This is a genomic window from Marinobacter sp. V032, from assembly GCF_052645435.1.
Window position 1 is genome coordinate 51,051 of the sequence record NZ_JBQXYE010000003.1, and the last position, 16,181, is coordinate 67,231.

Below are 16,181 nucleotides of genomic sequence, written 5' to 3' on the forward strand. Positions count from 1 at the left end.
CTGAATACACGCGGGTTTCGCCAGCAGTGGGTGGGCCGGCTTTGAGCAAGGTATTGAAAAGATATGAGCAAGGCGCGTAAGGCATTGATTGTGGCCATGTCACAAAACCATGTTATCGGTCGAAATAATGCACTGCCCTGGTATCTGCCGGGGGATCTGCGCTATTTCAAGCAGGCAACAATGGGCAAGCCGATTATCATGGGGCGCAAGACGTATGAGTCAATTGGCCGGCCGTTGCCGGGGCGCATGAACGTTGTGGTCACCCGTGATGCCGCCTGGGAGGCGCCGTCAGGCGTGGTTGTGGATCATACTCTGGCTGATGCCTACCGTCGTGCAGAAGCACAGGCTGAGCTGGAGGGCGGTGACGAAATCATGGTGATCGGTGGCGGGCAGATATACGCTGACGTGTTACCGGATATCGACAGGATGTATGTGACGCGTGTTCACGCCGAAGTTGAAGGGGATGCGTGGTTTCCCGAGGTGAACTGGGACGAGTGGGAGGAACTCGGACGGGAAGATTTTTCCGCGTCCGAGAACAATCCGTACGATTACAGCTTCATCGTCTACCAGCGGCGCTGATCAGCCCTGTGAACGAGGTGCCTTGCTCCGTGGCTTGGGGGCGCCACCTTTGCCGCCAGGGCCTGACGAGCGGGGTCCGCCTTTTTTGTTGCCTGGCTTGAAGCCGGGCTTGCCGCCACGACGGTCGCCGCCTTTATAGGGCCGCTTGTTACCACCGCCTGGTCGTCCGGCGGACGGTGAAGGAATTGGCAGATCGGCTGGTGCTTCCAGTGGCAGAGAGCCTGGCTGGGCCGATTCGAGATAGCAGGCCATCGCGCCAGCCAACATTGCCATATCAATATTATTGCGCTCAGCAATGCCGTCCAGCATTTCCATCGCCTTGCCCAGTTTTGCCGCTTCTGTAAAACCAAGAATTTGAGCTTCAAACTGTTCTTCACGCATACGCTGAAGATCTTTGGGCGACGGCAGCTGATAGTCAGACATCGGCGAGTTGGTCGCACGCTCAAGCGTTCTCAGCCAGCTACGCTCACGTGGTGTCACCAGCAGGATGGCCTTGCCTTCACGGCCCGCACGACCGGTACGGCCGATACGGTGAATATAGGCCTCTGTGTCGTAGGGTACGTCGTAGTTGATGACGTGAGTGATTCGCGGTACGTCCAGGCCACGAGCGGCCACATCGGTTGCAATCAGGATGTCGCGACGGCCACGGCGCAGGTCTTCAACAGTCTGTTCACGCTGGCGCTGATTGATGTCGCCGTTCAGTGGCGCAACCGCATGACCACGGGCTGAAAGCTTGTCGGCCAGCAGCGTGGTTTCGGCCTTGGTGCGCACGAAGATAATCGCAGCGTCAACCGGCTCTACTTCAAGAATACGGGTCAGCGCGTCCAGCTTGCGCTCGGCAAATACCGGCAGCGCAAATTGCGAAATACGGGATACCGTGCGGGTCTGGCTCTCAATTTTCACTTCCTGCGCGTTGGACAGGTACTTCTGCGCGACCTTGCGGATCTGGGGTGGCATGGTGGCAGAGAAAAGTGCGCGCTGGCATTCTTTCGGGGTCGCCGCAAGAATCGCTTCGATGTCATCGATAAAGCCCATGCGCAGCATTTCATCGGCTTCGTCCAGCACGACGGACTTCAGGTTGTCCAGTTTCAGGGTGCCGCGTCTCAAGTGATCGAGCATACGACCCGGCGTGCCCACGATAACCTGGGCGCCGCGCTGCAGTGACTTGAGCTGGGGCCGGAAATCCTGGCCGCCATAGATCGGAAGAACCTGCAGGTTTTTGAATTTGCTGGCGTAAGTACTGAAAGCCTCGGCGACCTGAATGGCCAGCTCGCGGGTAGGGGCGAGTACAAGAATCTGCGGAGCAAAAAGCTCGGGATCAATATTGCTCAGCAACGGCAGGGCAAATGCGGCAGTCTTGCCGGTGCCTGTCTGAGCCATACCCAACAGGTTGTGGCCACCCAGAAGAATAGGGATGGACTGCGCCTGGATTGGTGAAGGGATTTCATACCCTACGGCCGTTACTGCTTCAAGGACCGCCGGATGGAGGCCGAGGTCGGTGAAAGTTTGTGTCTGCATCTGGAAACTCGGAATTCGGGAGGTGAGCCGCTCCCAAAATACCGTGATGTACGCGGGGGAGCGTATGAACCTGACATTATAGACGTTTAGCTCGGCTTTAGATATGAGCACGGCTTGCCCGGTGATAAGTAAATGTACCAGAGTGGAGCGGATCAATACCCGACAACGTATGGGGCAGAAGGGCTTCGTCGATTCCGGGTTGATTAGATAGCTTGTTATTTAGTTGCCTGTTGGCGTGCTCTGGGGCAGGCTTATGAACTTCCCACTGTCGTGATACGGACGATTAGATATGAATTTTGATGAACTGCTTGCTGGTGTTGAACGCGATGAGCTTACTATTCCTGCCAGTTGGGGGCAGGGACGCGCCACCTTTGGAGGGCTTGTAGCGGCCCTTACCTATCAGCGAATGAAAGCCGTTATCCAGCCCGGCAGGCCGCTACGCGCGTTGCAGGTTGCGTTTGTTGGCCCCGTAGAGGTGGATGTGCCAGTCGAGTTCATTGTTACCTTGTTGCGTGAGGGGAAGGCGGCAAGCCAGGTGCAGGGCCACCTTGTTCAGGGTGGTGAGGTCAAACTGGCAGCATTGGCCAGTTTTGGTGGAGATCGGCCCTCTGAAGTCGTGGTCGACGCTGATCCGGCACCGGATGCGCCCGCCTTTGATCAGTGCAAGGGATTGCCCTATATCCAGGGTGTCACGCCGGAATTTACCCAGCATATCGACATGCGATGGGCTTTTGGCAGCTTGCCATTCTCAGGCAAGAAATCACGGGAGATGGGCGGCTGGATGTGCTTCCGCGAGCCGTCTCTGGCCATGTCCGACGCCCATGTTATCGCATTGGCTGACGCCTGGCCGCCGGCCGTGCTTCAACACCTCAAGTCAAAGGCGCCCGCCAGTTCGATGAGCTGGTCGCTTGAAATGGTCCACCCCCGCCCGGAAATGGCCGCCGACGACGCTTTGCTCTACCGTGCCTTTATCGATCAGGCGGGCGCTGGTTATGGCCATACGGGCGCCACGATCTGGAACAAGTCCGGCGAGCTGGTTGCCATTAGCCGCCAGGCAGTGACGGTCTTTGGTTAGAGCTCGTTTTCTGCAGCCGTTTCTGGAGGCTGGCTCAGATCTCTGGGCTGGTCCCGCTTGCAGGCTTCGATTACGATTTTGGCAAAACTTTGGGGCGAGTCTTCCTGCAGAAAGTGCCCGCCTCGCAACGTAATGTGGGGCTGGCCCAATGCGCCGGGAATACGCCGTTGCATATAGCGATCGCCGCCCCGGGTTATGGGGTCGCCCGCACTGAAGCAGGTAATAAACGGCTTTTTCCATTGCGACAGAATTTGCCAGGCTGCGCGGTTTGCAGCGCTTGCAGGGTCGTCGGGAGAGACAGGTACCAGTTTAGGGAAAGACCGGGCTCCAGCCTTGTATTCGCTGGACGGAAACGGCGCGTCATAGGCGCGGCGCTCGGCATTGCTAAGATGCCGGGCCGTACCCATCTGCACGATACGTCCTACCGGGAACCACGGGCTGTAGATAGAGAAGCCTTTCCAGGCTTTGAATGCGGCCGGTATTTTCTCGTCGCCTGTTGGCAGCATGCCATTGGCCACAATAATCCGGCTGAACCGGTCCGGGTTTTCTGCCGCAAGCCGCAACCCCAGCAGTGATCCCCAGTTCTGACAGACCAGTGTGATATTGGTTAGCGCCAGTTCGTCAATCAGCGCCAGCAGCCAGTCCATGTGGGATTGGTAGCTGTAGTCTTCAATGTCCGCAGGCTTGTCAGATTTGCCGAAGCCTATCAGATCGGGTGCGATTACTCTCAAGCCACTCTCGGCAACCACGGGGATCATGTGCCGATACAGGTAAGACCATGAAGGTTCGCCATGCAGCATTAGCACGGGGTCAGCGTTGAGTGGGCCTTCATCGACGTAGTGCATCTGCAGGCCAGGGGCAACATCGAGGTAATGCGGCGTAAAGGGATAATCGGGCAACTGCGCAAAGCGCTGTTCCTCGGTCCGGAGTATACGCATTCAGTCCAGAATCCTCAGATGAAAACAAGTGCTTACCAGGGTGTGAGCACGGTGGCGATCTGAAGAGAGAATAACGCAGATTAGAGCAGGGAAAGGTTTAGTTTTGTGTATGAAATGTCAGGGAATGGGCGGCCGGGTCAGCCGGCTGCCTTGCGATATTGTTGTTCGCTATTGAGTGCTCCCATGGCGTCGTCACAGCAGTTTACGGCACCGCAGTCGTCAGCCGAACACAGGCCAATGGTATGGCACGCCAGGTCGTGGCGATTTTCGCCATCGTTGGCAAAGATACGACCTTTGGATAGCGTTGAATTGCAGTGACCACACAGGAATGTGGGTATCACACTGCCTGCCGCCAGTTGCGCAGTGTAGTGTTCATGTTTATGCATAAAGGCTCCTGAAATGTTAAATGGATATAAAAATGTTACATGGCGCTGGGCCTCGCCAAACCACGTACGTGCGAAAGCTGACAAATTTAAGTCAGTCATCTAACTAACGTAAGGGTTGTGTGTTGCAATTCCAAGTCATCTTGGATGAAGAATAGGCAATGCCAGCGAGCGTGCCGGCATTGTCGGGTCAGGTGAGAGGCGTTAGGGGTTGGTCAGAAGTTGCGGGTTATCCCATACCGTTTAGTCGTCGGATTGCATTGAGGAATACCGACTGGCCAACGGGAATCAGCTCGTCAGGAAAGTCGTAATCGGGATTATGCAACTGAGGATGCTCAATACCTGCGCCCAGTCCGAACATGGCGCCTTCTCCGTTAAGGGTAAACACCCCGAAATCTTCCGACCATCGAAAGCCTTCGTCCATGGTATGGCAAGGTACGCGGGCCTCTTCGCAGGCCGTCACAATGTGCTGGTAGCCCTGCACTGTATTGACGCTAGCCAGGAAATCATCCTCCCATTCGAAACGCACTGACAGCCCGGCGGCTTTTGCTTCAGCGGTTGCCATGGCGCAGGCCTGATCAGCCAGAAGCGTCATGGCATCATTGGTTTCGGTGCGCAGAGTTGCCATCAATACGGCGTCACCGGGCGCAGTGCCGAATGCTTTTTCGCCGAGCTTTGCGTGAACCAGGGTGACCCACGTTGCTTCGTTGAAGTGGCCCGGCAACTGCGGTAACTGCTCCATTAGTCTTGCAAGGGCGCCCGTCGGGCTGACGCCTTCTTCCGGATGGGCTGCGTGTGAGGTTTTGCCCTCGAGGTGAATAATCAGCCCGCGTGAAGCGCAATTGAAAGGGCCGGGGCGGGTGAACACCTCACCGAGCGGCAAACCGGGAACATTGTGCAGCGCGAAGGCATAGTCAGGCCTGAAGGGGGTAAAAGCCGGATCTGCGAAAACCCTGCGCGCGCCTTGTCCATCTTCCTCTGCAGGCTGGAATAGCAATATGACGCGCCCACTGGCTGGGCGACTGCGGCTCAGTGTCTGTGCAACCGCCATTACAATAGTCATGTGACCGTCGTGACCGCAGGCGTGGGCGCGTCCGTGATGCGCCGAGCAATAGGGTTGCGCGCTGCGCTCGTGAATAGGCAGGGCGTCAAGTTCGCAGCGGATCAGTGTTGTCGGGCCGGGTTTTTGGCTGTCATAGACGGCTAGCAAACCTGCGCCGCCAATGTTGTCGACGATCTGGTCGGGTTGATATTCGGCGAGCTTTTCCCGAATACGCGCTGCAGTGGCCTCCTCGTGCCCAGATAAATCCGGGTGGCGATGAAGGGTTTGACGAAACGATTGAAGAGAGTTCAGGTTGGGCATCTCAAGTCTGCATCCGGGAGGTGTCAGGCGTCGGGAAGAGGAGGGCGCTTGTTGGAGCGTTTGTCATCCCAGTCCAGTTGCCGGGGGTCATACCAGTCCATTTCGTCCAGCACTTTCTCAAGGGTGGCGGGAGACAGTGTCGGCCAGAGGCTCTGGAAGTCCTCCAGGCCGTCTTCCCGCCGTCGGGCCTGTTTGCTTTTGAGCTTGGCCAGAATGGCCGGCAACCTGAGTGCTTCACCCAGCTGTCCCGGCAATGTCACTTCGCGCCCCATCACTTTTTTTCGATGAGTGCGGCTTGCCAGTGTCCGCTGAAGGGCTTCCGCCGCTTCTATTGCGGTGTCGACAGTAAACTCAATGCTATTCAATGATCTTTGACCCGTGTTGGAAATCGCATTCAGTAAAACATCTACTATAGACCCTTGCGGGAGTTGCTTTCCATGGCACCCGCCTATGCTATTGTAACTATTGACTCAATGACAGTTTACCATCCGTATTGACCTCCCCACTTATAAGGCCCGGAATCTCCGAGTATGTACGAAACACTTGAAAGACGATCTTTTCTCGCGATGCTGCTTGTGGTTTCGCTGGCATTTCTGTTTTTGATGAAACCCTTTGTAGGGCCGATTTTCTGGGCGGTGGCGATTGCGTTGATCTTTAATCCGGTGCAACAGTGGATGCTGCGAAAAATGCCGGGACGATTGACACTGACGTCGGTCCTCACGCTGCTTATCTGTCTGATTATTGTGGTTATTCCGGTCATCGTGCTGGTCTCTTCGCTTGTGGCCGAAGGCGTGGGGTTGTTTCAGAAAATCCAGGCCGGCGAAATTCAGCCTGGCGCCTATATTGACCAGATCAGCCAGTCCTTCCCCGCGGTTCAGTCATTTCTGGATCGGTTCAACATCGACATTGATCGTCTGCGAGAGGGGGTGGTCGCCACTTTTGTGGGGGGGAGCAAGCTGTTGGCGAAGCAGGCACTGGGATTCGGGCAGAATACATTCCAGTTCCTGCTGTCCCTGTCGCTGATGTTTTACCTGGCGTTTTTCCTGCTCCGGGATGGCACCAAGCTGGTGGATATGTTGATTCGTGCCTTGCCTCTTGGGGATGAGCGGGAGCGCCTGTTGTTTGCCAAATTTGCCGAGGTCACCCGGGCGACGGTCAAAGGGAATTTGCTGGTTGCCGTGATACAGGGCGCGCTGGGCGGCTTCATCTTCTGGGCTTTGGGCATTTCCGGGGCGCTGCTGTGGGGTGTGGTCATGGCGCTGGCGTCTCTGATTCCAGCTGTGGGTGCGGCACTGGTATGGGTGCCGGCAGCTATTTACCTGGCCGCAATCGGCGATTATGCCTCTGCAATTATTCTGACGGCTTTTGGAATGCTGGTTATCGGTCTGGCGGACAATTTGCTGAGGCCTATTCTGGTGGGGCGTGATACCAAATTGCCGGACTACATGGTGCTGCTATCGACCCTTGGGGGGATTGCGATGTTTGGCATTAACGGCTTTGTTATGGGGCCGTTGGTTGCCGCACTGTTCGTGGCATTCTGGGGCATCTTTATCCGGGAGTTCAATTCGCCGCAGTGAATCCGGGGTCAGTCAAAACCCGGAGTCATGATCAGGCGAAGCGTGTTCTTAAGTAACAATTGGTGTCCATGCGGCGCGCGGGGGATTCACAGCGCCCAAAATGGGGTAGCATACGTGTTTATACGTTGTGCGGTGGCAGGCCAGTGGTCGATTTCCGGGCAACGATTTTGACACGACTTCTCAGGAGAACAATATGAATAAAAGAATCCCGGGCAGGCATGGACTGATGACTGGCGTCTTTGCCGCGATGCTAAGCGTTGGTGCGGTTTCTACCGCCCAGGCGGCTGATGATGTGCTTGCTTTGCAGAATGCACTCTATGGTGCAGGCTATGACATTGATAACGCCAACGGCAAAATGGGTGCCTCTACCCAGGCCGCTTTGCTGGCATTCCAGAAAGATCATGCCAACCTGAAAGCGTCTGGCTCGCTGGATACACCTACCAAAGAAGCGCTGGGCCTGATTGTCGCATCATCTGCTCCTGCCAAGTCAGCGCCTGCCAAGGCCGCACCGGCAAAAGCGGCGACCAAACCAGCCGCGTCTACTCAGGCAAAGGCTTCACCCAAGCCGGCTGAGCCCGAAGAAGATGACGTGATAGAAGAAGATGATGACGGTGGTTGGTCATTCTTCTGATCCAGCGTCCCCCCGCTTTTGCGATCCGCGGAAAAGCGTAGCTCCCGTCAAGCGCGTACTGGTTAGCGCCTGCCTGTTAGGCGAATCAGTCCGCTATGACGGGGGGCATCTCTTTATTGATCACCCGCTTATTGCCCGCTGGCGAGATGAAAGTCGGCTCGTTGCCGTGTGTCCGGAAATGGCGGGCGGGTTGCCTGTGCCGCGTCCTGCGGCGGAGACATCAGGGGGCGATGGTCGCGGCGTTCTTGATGGTGTCGCCCGTGTGATTGCCCGTAACGGTCAGGATGTCTCCTCTGCCTTTGTGGCCGGTGCGGAGCAAGCGCTGGCGGTGGCCAGGCGCAACCATTGTGTTTTGGCCCTGTTGGCCGCCCGAAGCCCTAGCTGCGGAAACCGCCAGATTTACGATGGTTCATTTACGGGACAGTTGATAGAGGGGCAAGGTGTGACGGCTGCGCTTCTTGAGCGCTCGGGCGTGCGGGTATTCAATCAGTTTGAGCTTGAGGATGCTGAGCGCTATCTGGACACCCTGTGACATCAGCGAACTGACATCACAGGGTGTTGAGCGCGGCGGTTGTCAGTCCAGCTTTTCCAGATCCCGGACAGCGCCTTTGTCAGCACTGGTTGCCAGTAAGGCGTAGGCTTTGAGTGCAGCTGTGACTTTGCGTGGCCGCGATTCAGCCGGCTTCCATCCCAGCGTGTTGCGTGCTTCACGACGACGCTCCAGCTCATCACTGGACAACTGAACGTTGATTGCGCGGTTGGGGATGTCGATCAGAATGGTATCGCCGTTTTCAATCAGGCCGATCTCGCCGCCGGCAGCCGCTTCAGGCGATGCGTGGCCGATAGACAGCCCGGATGTGCCGCCTGAAAAACGGCCATCGGTCAGCAGTGCGCAGTCTTTACCCAGCCCCTTGGATTTCAGATAGCTGGTCGGGTAGAGCATTTCCTGCATGCCGGGCCCGCCTTTGGGGCCTTCGTAGCGAATAATGACAACTTCACTAGGCTTGACCTCGTCATTCAGGATGCCTGCGACTGCCGTGTCCTGGCTTTCAAATACCCGGGCACGGCCTTCAAACACGTAGATGCTCTCGTCGACGCCGGCGGTTTTTACCACGCAACCGTCACGGGCGATATTGCCGAACAATACCGCCAGACCACCTTCCTGTGAGTAGGCGTTTTCCAGTGAACGAATGCAGCCGGCTTCGCGATCGCCGTCAAGTGTTGGCCAGCGTGTGCTCTGGCTGAACGCCTGTTGGGTCGGAATGCCAGCGGGCCCTGCCTTGAAAAATTCGACCGCTTCCGGCGATGGCTTGCGCATGATGTCCCATTCCTCCAGCGCGTCGGCAAGCGTCTTGCTGTGGACTGTCGGTACATCAGTATTCAACAAGCCAGCGCGATCGAGTTCCCCAAGGATGCCCATCACGCCACCCGCACGATGCACGTCTTCCATATGGTACTTGGGTGAATTCGGTGCGACTTTGCACAGCTGCGGCACCTTGCGCGAGAGCTGGTCAATCTCGTTCAGAGTGAACGGCACCTGGCCTTCCTGCGCGGCGGCCAGCAGGTGAAGAATGGTGTTGGTTGATCCGCCCATGGCGATATCAAGCGTCATCGCATTCTCGAAAGCTGCCAGTGATGCAATGCTTAGCGGCAGAACGCTGGCGTCGTCTTGCTCATAATACCGGCGGGTGATGTCGACAATCTGGCGCCCGGCCTTGAGAAATAATGCTTCGCGATCAGCATGAGTGGCCAGCATCGAGCCGTTACCTGGCAGCGCAAGGCCGATCGCCTCAGCGAGGCAGTTCATCGAGTTGGCTGTAAACATGCCGGAGCAGGAACCGCATGTTGGGCAGGCGCTGCGCTCGTATTCCGCAACGTCTTCGTCACTTGCATCCGGGTCCGCAGCGATCACCATGGCGTCGACCAGATCGAGTTTGTGCTCGGACAGTTTGGTTTTACCGGCTTCCATCGGCCCGCCCGAAACGAAAATGGCGGGGATGTTCAGGCGCATGGCGGCCATTAGCATGCCCGGCGTAATCTTGTCGCAGTTGGAAATGCACACCAGCGCGTCGGCGCAGTGGGCATTGGCCATATATTCTACGGAGTCCGCTATGATTTCACGGGAGGGCAGCGAATAGAGCATGCCGTCATGCCCCATGGCGATGCCATCATCGACGGCGATGGTGTTGAATTCCTTTGCTACGCCGCCCGCCGCTTCAATTTCGCGGCAGACCAGTTGGCCGAGGTCTTTCAGGTGGACGTGACCCGGTACAAACTGGGTAAAAGAGTTGGCGACAGCAATAATGGGCTTGCCGAAGTCATTGTCTTTCATGCCAGTGGCGCGCCAGAGTGCGCGGGCACCGGCCATATTACGGCCTGCTGTCGATGTCCGAGAGCGGTACTGAGGCATGATCTTGTCTCGCGTGGTTGTTCAAAGACTGCAAAGAATACCAGAACTTGGCGTATTTCGGTTAAGGGGCGCTGGCTGATCTGCGTACAATTGTTCACAATAAGAATTGATTGCTGAAGGTTGGGTCGTTGTCGATCATTGCCTTGTCACCACTACTCGGGGAGCTGGATAGATGTCTGCGAAGGAGCCGTTGCCTGTTCGTCGTCTGCGTGAGTTTCAACCGCTGGACAAGTTGACGGACGAACAACTGATTGTGCTGGCTGCCCGCGCCGAACAGCGAAAATACAAAAAGGGGCAACGCGTTGCTGAGCGCGGTGCCCGTGATGGACTCGAGTATTTTTTGCTGGAAGGTGACGTGGACCTGGTGGCGGTTGACGGGCGTTCCAAAAAGATCAGCGCCGGAAGTGAAACGGCGCACAATCCGATCGCCCGCCTGCAACCCCGAATGTATGATGTCGCAGCCGCAAGTCCTTGCGAGTTTCTTGTGATCGAGCAGGATATCCTCAACCAGCTGCTGCGCGCCGCACCTGTGGCAGACAGCGAAATTGCGGGCGAGCTGGATGTGGAAGACAATCAGAGCGAAGAGCACCACCTGTTGATGGAGTTCTACGCTGAGCTGCGATCCAATACTCTGGCGTTGCCCAGCGTATCGGATGTGGCCTGGAAAGTCCGTCGGGTAACGGATCGACCAACGTCCACAGTGGAAGACATCTCCCGGGTTATCGCAACGGACCCCTCTATTTCTGCCAAGCTGGTACGGGCCTGTAACAGCCCGATGTATCGGGGCTTTAGTGATGTCAGCACGGTGCGCGATGCCATCGTCCGGCTGGGAACCCGAACGACGCAGCAACTGGTGACCGTGTTCTCGATGCGGGAAGTGTTCAAGTCGCAGCGGCCCGAATTACAGGCTGCAATGGACCAGCTCTGGCAGCATAGTCGTGAAGTCGCCGCCCTGAGTTGGGTGCTGGCGGATGCTGCCACCAAAATCAACCCTGAAGAGGCCCTGCTGGCGGGGCTTCTGCACGACATTGGCAGTATTCCGGTCATCGTGCATGCGGAGCATCACGTTAACGTGTTTGCCGACAAGACGCTGCTGAATCACGTCATTACCGAATTGAAACCGGATATTGGCGCCGAACTGCTGAAAACCTGGGGGTTCTCCGGGGATTTTGTGACAGCCGCTCGCCACGCTGAAGACTGGACCTACGAATCAGCCGACGAGGCACCGCAGCTTGTGGACGTGGTGATAGTGGCGCAATTACATGCAATGATCAGTAACCAGAAAAATGCAGAACTGCCTCGCTTTGAGACGGTGCCGGCCTACTGGCGGCTCGGAGAGCTTGAGTTGAGTGCATCCCGCAGTCTGGAGTTGTTAACCCAGGCGAAGGAACGCGTCGATGAGGTTCAGAAACTCTTGTCAATTCATTAATTCCGGGACGAATGGGTGACCAACACCGCTATGCACGTACCACTGTTTCCCCTCAACTCCATCGTGTTGCCGAAGGGGCGAATACCGCTGCAACTCTTTGAACCGCGCTACATTGACATGCTGACGCGGTGCCTCAAGGAAGATCGCGGATTTGTCATCGTGTTATTGCGCGAAGGGTTGGAAACCAGGCGTCATGCCGCTTTCTATGACATCGGCACCTACGTGCGAATTGTCGATTTCCAACAACTCGACAATGGTCTTCTCGGGATTACGGTTGAAGGGGACTACAAGGTCGCGGTTGTCAAAACATGGCAGGCGCCGGACGGGCTCAATATGGGTGACGTTGAAGGCCTGCTGATGGAGCCGGATCTCCCTGTGCCCGACCGGTTGACCGAACTGTCGTCAGTGCTTAAAGCCCTGCTGCGGCATCCAGTGGTCAGTGATCTGGACATGAGTGTCGATTTTGATAACGCCCGCGATGTTGGCTGGCGGCTGACCGAATTGCTGCCATTGGACAAGCATGAAAAACAGCGACTCGTTGAATTGCAGGATCCGCTGGAGCGGCTGGACAGACTGCATGGGTTGCTGGACGCGTTGGAATAAACGATCAGTTTATGACCGCATAGCGTAGCAGTGCGCCGGGCAATGCCAGAGCGACATAGGCTATTGCAGTGATACCAATAATGCCGATGCCCACTCGGGTCAGAGGTGTTTGCTTCATTAATCCGCCATTGAAACGGCTGAAGCTGGCACGGGTCAGTCCGCATATCGAAAGCCCCAGAAGAATCCCGCCGATGACGTCTGTAAACCAATGCACGCCAAGGTAAAGCCGGCTCATGGCAATGAGCACAATGGGCAAGCTGAACCAGAGATAGATGCTCCAGCGCCGGCTTCGATGATACTGCTGTGCAACGAATGTAGCGGCCATGCCATAGGCAACGGTTACCCCGCTGGCGTGACCACTGGGGAATGAAAAAGAACTCGGTGGCAGCTCGACGCCCGTTGGTCTTTCGATAGCAAAGCCCGCTTTCAACATCGTGGTGAATAATGTCACCGCAACACCTGCCGCAATCAAATGGAGAGCAGCTGCACGGAGGTCTTCGGCCAGAAACAGAATAATGCCGGCGGTAAAGCAGAGCGTTAACAGCAGCGGGTCGCCGAGCAGGGTAATGGTAACGGCGATGCGGTCCGGTAGTGGATGGCGGAGTTCAGAAAAAAACGTCTGGGTTGCATGGTTCAGGGTGTCAAAGGCATGGGTTTCCATTGATAGCAACGCCCATAGCGCGAACAGGGCGCCGCAACCCAGTGCCAACATGATGGAGGGCAGCGGAAATTCACGGCCATGTGGACCTTCGCTGGACATGGCGATCCAGATATTGCGACCGATGCGGCTGCGCCTGGCAACAGACTCCAGCCATTGGTAGGTCAGCCCGTTACCGCTAAGCCCCCATTGCAGACGAAAGAAGACCAGATAAAGCGAAGCAAGTATTGCCAGTGATGCGAGCAGCACGGGATAAAAGTGTGGCGGCAAATCGATGTCCAGTGACATGGCGCTGCCCACCAGATAGCCCGGCACAACGTAGGTTGGGGCCCAACCAATGGCCGATATCACATTGCACAGGAAAAAGCGGCGAGCGGGCATCTGAAATGCACCAGCCACCAGTGGAATGACGGGGCGGATGGGGCCCACGAAGCGGCCAATGATGACGCCTTTGCCGCCGTGGCGTCGGAAAAAACGCTCCCCGCCATCAATCAGCTTCGGGTAGCGGCTGAACGGCCAGATGATGTCCAGTCGCCCCTGAAAGTGCCGCCCCAGCCAGAAGCTGATGCCGTCGCCGGCAATCGCGCCAAGCCCGGCCCATAGCAGGGCTTCGGGTAGCGGCATTGCGATCTTGCCCGCCAGCGTCGCTGCCGCAAACATCATGGCCACGCCCGGCACGATGACACCAGCGATGGCCAGTGATTCGACAAATGCAATCAGGAAAATGGACAGCGTAAGCCAGTCCGGATGCGCGGTCAGCCAGGTAATCAGAGCCTCAAACCATGCCATCAGACGGTTTCCGCCTCACCACCTATGAACCATGCTTTATCAGTGCCGCGGCGCTGGGCTTCTTCGATGGCCTGTGTGCAGCGATCCCTCAAATGGTGACTTGCGGTATCGCGAATGTGCCATGTGGTGCATCCCAATGTCGCGGTTAGGCGGCCCACCACGGGCCAGACACTCTCACCCAGCATGCGCCTGATACGCTCAGCACTGACGCGGACGCCTTCCTCAGGGGTAAATGGCAGGATCAGGAAAAAATCGCCGTCGTTGATCGAATAGAGAGTGTCGCCAGCCCGCACAACATCAAACAGAGCCTTGGTGATTTCTTGCATGAGCACGCGGGTCTGACCCTTGCCGTGGAGGTCATGGGCCTGGTCGAGGTGATCCAGATGCAGATGGATGACCGACAAGGTGTTGCCCGTTGCCCGGGCCCGACTGATTTCTTTCTGCAGTGTCTCGTCAAGAAAGCGGGCGTTGTGCGCGCCGGTTGCTGGATCGGTAATCGCCAGATCTTCTGCTGACTGGGCCATGTGGGTATAGCGCCAGCTATAAACAGCCGCTGTTGCGAACAGCATCACCATGCCAGTCAGGATAACGACAGCTTCGGTAATCGGCAGGGTGGTGAGCAGATGCAGGCCGGTGAGAGTCAGTAGCGCAAGCGATAGTACGATCGCTGTTCGCAGCGGCAGTACCAGGAAGTTGAGCAGCAGTAGCGCCAGCGCCCAGTGGCTGACGTTAGGATGAGCGCAACTGAATACGGCGTATGCTGTCATCAGGTTCATGATGGTCAGCAGGATGCTGTGGCCGGGGGCGCTCAACTGCTGACGGCGCATGACAATGGTGTAAACGATGCCGGACACCGCAAGCGCGCCGAGAGTGGTGGCAAGGTAGAACAGGTCGTAGAAACCATAACGCAGGTTCTGGATTGCCAGCGTAAACATGAAGATAGCGGTGATCAGGTAAGCGGCGCAGTGCGTCAATGTACGCAGGCGAGTTTCAGTCATGGGTGGCTCCGGCTGCAGGCGTGGTTCTTTTGGGGCCTGACCAGACGCTGTAGGTCTGGGTTCGATCGCCGCCTTCCTGTTGTGCTCGCAGCAATGCGCGCTCAACGCTTTGCTGCAGGCTTTCGGCGTCGTCGCCGATATTCAGTCCGCCGACACCGGCACTGATGGTGATACTGAGGCCGTGAGATTCGAGCAGTTGATGCAGGCCCTTGCGCAGGATATCGGCCTTGGTCGCCGCTTCTGTTGTTTGAGTGCCGGGCAGGATGGCCAGAAACTGCATGTCTGCAACCCGATAATAACTATCGAAATCGCGCAACTGGGAGTTCAGGTAGCGACCGATGCGGGGCAGGATAGCGTTGAGATCGGCGTCGGGCAGCGACTCGTTTTTGTGGATATCCAGGCCAATCAGAATTACGGCCAGCGCCAGCCCTTCGCGTTCGCTGCGCTGGATTTCCTGATGCAGATCGGCGGACAGGTAGTCACGGCTCGCGGCTTGTGTCAGTTCGTCGGTGCGACGCAGCGGCGCCAGCTGGCGGGTTTTGTATTCTCGCAGGAACACAAAGAGTGCAGACAGTAAAACGGCCAGCAGCACACAGGCAACAAACTGGTGCCGGTCAGGCCCCAGCGCAACGTCTGTGCCCGCCAGAGCGACAAGCGCCAGGTAGGGAACAAGCACCGCGCAGGCCCAGCGTACCGGCCAGATCGCAAATGTTGCCAACGGAAACACATAACTCCATTGTGTCAGCCCTGAAGCGTTAGTCAGAATGGTAGGCGCGAGCACGACCAGCAAGATGATATGGCAGACTCGGGTGGCGATAATGAGGGCTTTTCGTTGCTTGGAGATCTCAGCGCGAAAGCGACAGGTAATAATGGCGGCAGCAAGAACGCTGGCGGCTGTGGCGAAATAGGCGCCTTGCCAGGCGGTAAATACAGCGACAAGTATTAACCCGATGATCGACAGGCGGGCAAAGCGGCTGAACAAAAAGGTTTCTGCCACATTTGGCATTCAATGTCTCCATGACAACGTGATTCCGGGAGTTTCCGCTCGCCCGACAGGAGAAATCCTGAGTAATCAGAGCGGAGAAATGTCCAATGTTCCTTAAACAGGTTCGCCTGCCTGCGTATAATACCTGTCTGAAGCACATCCTGAAATCCGGATGTGCTTATTGAATGTGATTCTGTTGGCGCAAACAGGCGGGTTTTCGAGGTATTGCGCGGGCAACGGACCGA

Annotated in this window: 16 protein-coding genes; 7 read left to right on the forward strand and 9 right to left on the reverse strand. The window is 56.9% G+C overall.

What is annotated here, in order from left to right; translation table 11 throughout:
• Nucleotides 1–63: 63 nt before the first annotated feature.
• A complete protein-coding gene (locus ACUN9X_RS14080; RefSeq protein WP_260034235.1) occupies nt 64–579 on the forward strand; it encodes a dihydrofolate reductase in 516 nt (171 codons plus the stop codon).
• Here ACUN9X_RS14080 and ACUN9X_RS14085 read toward each other — a convergent pair whose 3' ends face one another.
• Nucleotides 580–2,097, reverse strand: a complete 1,518-nt coding sequence (locus ACUN9X_RS14085; RefSeq protein ID WP_260034236.1) for a DEAD/DEAH box helicase — start codon at nt 2,095–2,097, stop codon at nt 580–582.
• Nucleotides 2,098–2,386: 289 nt separating this feature from the next.
• Here ACUN9X_RS14085 and ACUN9X_RS14090 point away from each other — a divergent pair, with 289 nt between their 5' ends.
• A complete protein-coding gene (locus tag ACUN9X_RS14090; protein ID WP_445473501.1) occupies nt 2,387–3,172 on the forward strand; it encodes an acyl-CoA thioesterase in 786 nt (261 codons plus the stop codon).
• On the opposite strand, the gene ACUN9X_RS14095 is transcribed toward ACUN9X_RS14090, so the two are convergent.
• From ACUN9X_RS14095 to ACUN9X_RS14110, 4 genes are all read right to left on the reverse strand, one after another.
• The gene (locus ACUN9X_RS14095; RefSeq protein ID WP_260034239.1) at nt 3,169–4,110 is read right to left on the reverse strand and encodes a haloalkane dehalogenase; all 942 of its coding nucleotides are present in this window, start codon (nt 4,108–4,110) and stop codon (nt 3,169–3,171) included. The two genes, ACUN9X_RS14090 and ACUN9X_RS14095, sit on opposite strands and share 4 nt — an antisense overlap.
• Before the next feature lie 137 nt (nt 4,111–4,247).
• Entirely contained in the window at nt 4,248–4,496 is a 249-nt protein-coding gene (locus ACUN9X_RS14100) for a hypothetical protein (protein WP_260034240.1), read from the reverse strand.
• Nucleotides 4,497–4,722: 226 nt separating this feature from the next.
• Nucleotides 4,723–5,856 carry an amidohydrolase gene (locus ACUN9X_RS14105; protein WP_445473502.1) on the reverse strand — a complete coding sequence of 378 codons (1,134 nt, stop codon included), beginning with the start codon at nt 5,854–5,856 and terminating at the stop codon, nt 4,723–4,725.
• Nucleotides 5,857–5,879: 23 nt separating this feature from the next.
• Nucleotides 5,880–6,221 (reverse strand): hypothetical protein, encoded by a 342-nt coding sequence (locus ACUN9X_RS14110; protein ID WP_260034242.1) that lies wholly within the window; start codon nt 6,219–6,221, stop codon nt 5,880–5,882.
• 165 nt (nt 6,222–6,386) lie between these two features.
• On the opposite strand from ACUN9X_RS14110, the gene ACUN9X_RS14115 reads away from it, so the two are divergent.
• The 3 genes from ACUN9X_RS14115 (at nt 6,387) to ACUN9X_RS14125 (ending at nt 8,596) form a co-directional block, all read left to right on the forward strand.
• The gene (locus tag ACUN9X_RS14115) at nt 6,387–7,433 is read left to right on the forward strand and encodes an AI-2E family transporter (RefSeq protein WP_260034243.1); all 1,047 of its coding nucleotides are present in this window, start codon (nt 6,387–6,389) and stop codon (nt 7,431–7,433) included.
• Nucleotides 7,434–7,626: 193 nt separating this feature from the next.
• Nucleotides 7,627–8,064: a peptidoglycan-binding domain-containing protein gene (locus ACUN9X_RS14120; RefSeq protein WP_445473503.1), complete on the forward strand. Its 438-nt coding sequence runs from the start codon at nt 7,627–7,629 to the stop codon at nt 8,062–8,064.
• Entirely contained in the window at nt 8,036–8,596 is a 561-nt protein-coding gene (locus ACUN9X_RS14125) for a DUF523 domain-containing protein (RefSeq protein ID WP_445473504.1), read from the forward strand. Before ACUN9X_RS14120 ends, ACUN9X_RS14125 begins: the two co-directional genes overlap by 29 nt.
• 42 nt (nt 8,597–8,638) lie before the next feature.
• Here the strand turns inward: ACUN9X_RS14125 and ilvD are convergent, their stop codons facing one another.
• Entirely contained in the window at nt 8,639–10,474 is a 1,836-nt protein-coding gene (ilvD, locus tag ACUN9X_RS14130) for a dihydroxy-acid dehydratase (RefSeq protein ID WP_445473505.1), read from the reverse strand.
• A gap of 172 nt (nt 10,475–10,646) precedes the next feature.
• On the opposite strand from ilvD, the gene ACUN9X_RS14135 reads away from it, so the two are divergent.
• Entirely contained in the window at nt 10,647–11,903 is a 1,257-nt protein-coding gene (locus ACUN9X_RS14135) for an HDOD domain-containing protein (protein WP_445473506.1), read from the forward strand.
• Nucleotides 11,904–11,933: 30 nt separating this feature from the next.
• The gene (locus ACUN9X_RS14140; RefSeq protein WP_279306950.1) at nt 11,934–12,506 is read left to right on the forward strand and encodes an LON peptidase substrate-binding domain-containing protein; all 573 of its coding nucleotides are present in this window, start codon (nt 11,934–11,936) and stop codon (nt 12,504–12,506) included.
• A 4-nt stretch (nt 12,507–12,510) separates the two neighbouring features.
• Here the strand turns inward: ACUN9X_RS14140 and ACUN9X_RS14145 are convergent, their stop codons facing one another.
• From ACUN9X_RS14145 to ACUN9X_RS14155, 3 genes are read right to left on the reverse strand one after another with little or no spacing between them, the layout of a single operon-like run.
• Entirely contained in the window at nt 12,511–13,953 is a 1,443-nt protein-coding gene (locus ACUN9X_RS14145; RefSeq protein ID WP_445473507.1) for a bifunctional DedA family/phosphatase PAP2 family protein, read from the reverse strand.
• Nucleotides 13,953–14,951, reverse strand: coding sequence for a GGDEF domain-containing protein (locus ACUN9X_RS14150; protein WP_260034252.1), 999 nt, complete (start codon nt 14,949–14,951; stop codon nt 13,953–13,955). The genes ACUN9X_RS14145 and ACUN9X_RS14150 overlap by 1 nt, the downstream gene beginning before the upstream one ends.
• The gene (locus ACUN9X_RS14155) at nt 14,944–15,957 is read right to left on the reverse strand and encodes a GGDEF domain-containing protein (protein ID WP_260034253.1); all 1,014 of its coding nucleotides are present in this window, start codon (nt 15,955–15,957) and stop codon (nt 14,944–14,946) included. Before ACUN9X_RS14155 ends, ACUN9X_RS14150 begins: the two co-directional genes overlap by 8 nt.
• Nucleotides 15,958–16,181: the final 224 nt, after the last annotated feature.